Origin of the sequence: Streptococcus sp. HMSC070B10 (assembly GCF_001808665.1) — a bacterium.
Classification (GTDB): domain Bacteria; phylum Bacillota; class Bacilli; order Lactobacillales; family Streptococcaceae; genus Streptococcus.
Map to the genome: position 1 here is coordinate 1 of NZ_KV794146.1, position 1548 is coordinate 1548.

Below are 1548 nucleotides of genomic sequence, written 5' to 3' on the forward strand. Positions count from 1 at the left end.
TGCCATGTGTAAAATTGCCATGTGTAAAATTGCCCTCTAATAAATACTAACTATACAACAAGTACTAACTATACAATAATCTAAGCCTAACGGCACTAACTTAGTAATAACTACTAACTTTACAACAAACTACTACTAATCTAAATAAAAGAAAGGGATAACTGAGTTATCCACAGGAGAAAAATCATGATTGACAAAGACCAAATTATCAAAGCACAGCAAGAAAAAATTGAACGCATTGAACAGCTGCAAGAGGAGTTACATAAATTATCTATGTTAGGATTGCTAACTGTAAAACTTTTGGAGTTGCCTGGTGACTTAGGGAAGATATTGAAAGTAACCCACGACATCTCACATACTATCAAGGATGTATTGAATGGCATGAGTCCAAAAGAGGCTATTGAGAAAAATATGGCAGAAAATGAGGAGGATGAATAATGTTAGCAAAACTAAAAGAATTTTTTGGACTAGATGACCTTTGGGGTGACGGCCAATCAAAATCAAACAGCAATCTAATTGATGTCAGAACCCTCCAAATTGAAAACAAACGGCTTAAAGCTATCATCAAACAACAAAACGCCCTTCTACAAGAACTTTCTGAGGAAAATATGGAGCTTGGCCGTAGTCGCAGACAGTACGCTGAAACAGTCGCAATGCAACAACGCCTAATTGACGTCTACCAAGACATGGATAACTAAGGAGGCAATCAATGGACAGAGGACTATTTGGCACCTTTGACTATGATCGTGACTACTTGCAGCCTCCTGAACCCAGGGAAGAACGTGCCCCAGCTGATTGGATTTTCAGAGCTGGTCAATGGATCTATGTAGGAGATTGTTAGTCTATGAATAGAGAACACTATGAGGACAATGTCCACTGGAGAAAGAGGCAGTTAAACACTTGTTATGAGTTGGGCGCTATTATCAACGAACAACAGGACAAAATAGTCTCACTTATGAAAGAAAACAACCGCTTGAAGCGTGAAAATTGGAACTTAAAACATAACAGAGGTAGAAGAAGATGACTAATAATCAATTATCAACACAACAGGCTAAACGTGACATTTCTGTCAATGCCCTTGACTGGACATTTGAAGACATCAAACGTTACTTTGATCCTCAGAATTTACTTACTGAGAAACAGGTGGGACAAGCTTTGTCACTTATCAAAGGGCGTAACCTAAACCCTTTAGCTAACGAGGTCTACATTGTAGCCTATAAAAACCGCAATGGAGGGACAGAGTTCAGCTTGATTGTCTCTAAAGAGGCTTTCTTGAAACGTGCAGCCCAGAGTAAAAACTATGAGGGATTTGAGGCTGGCGTGGTTGCTGTAGATAAAGATGGCGTTATGCACGAACGCAAAGGGGCTCTTATGCTACCAGGTGATACTTTGGTAGGCGGTTGGGCTAGAGTCTATCGCAAAAATTTCAAAGTACCTGTTGAAATTCAGGTATCTCTTGAAGAATACAACAAGAAACAAAGCACATGGAACAGCATGCCAGCTACTATGATTAGAAAAACAGCCCTAGTTAATGCTCTTAGAGAGGCT

The 1548-nt window shown here is 39.5% G+C and carries 4 protein-coding genes; all 4 read left to right on the forward strand.

Going from position 1 to position 1548, the window contains the following annotated elements; translation table 11 throughout:
• The first annotated feature begins 186 nt into the window (after positions 1 to 186).
• Positions 187 to 438, forward strand: coding sequence for a hypothetical protein (locus tag HMPREF2613_RS00690; protein WP_070478211.1), 252 nt, complete (start codon positions 187 to 189; stop codon positions 436 to 438).
• Complete coding sequence (locus HMPREF2613_RS00695; protein ID WP_070478213.1) at positions 438 to 698, forward strand: hypothetical protein; 261 nt, start codon at positions 438 to 440, stop codon at positions 696 to 698. The genes HMPREF2613_RS00690 and HMPREF2613_RS00695 overlap by 1 nt, the downstream gene beginning before the upstream one ends.
• Before the next feature lie 11 nt (positions 699 to 709).
• Complete coding sequence (locus tag HMPREF2613_RS11675) at positions 710 to 841, forward strand: hypothetical protein (protein WP_261673954.1); 132 nt, start codon at positions 710 to 712, stop codon at positions 839 to 841.
• A gap of 179 nt (positions 842 to 1020) precedes the next feature.
• Positions 1021 to 1548: phage recombination protein Bet (bet, locus tag HMPREF2613_RS00705; protein ID WP_070478217.1), on the forward strand; the 528-nt coding region annotated here is incomplete at its 3' end.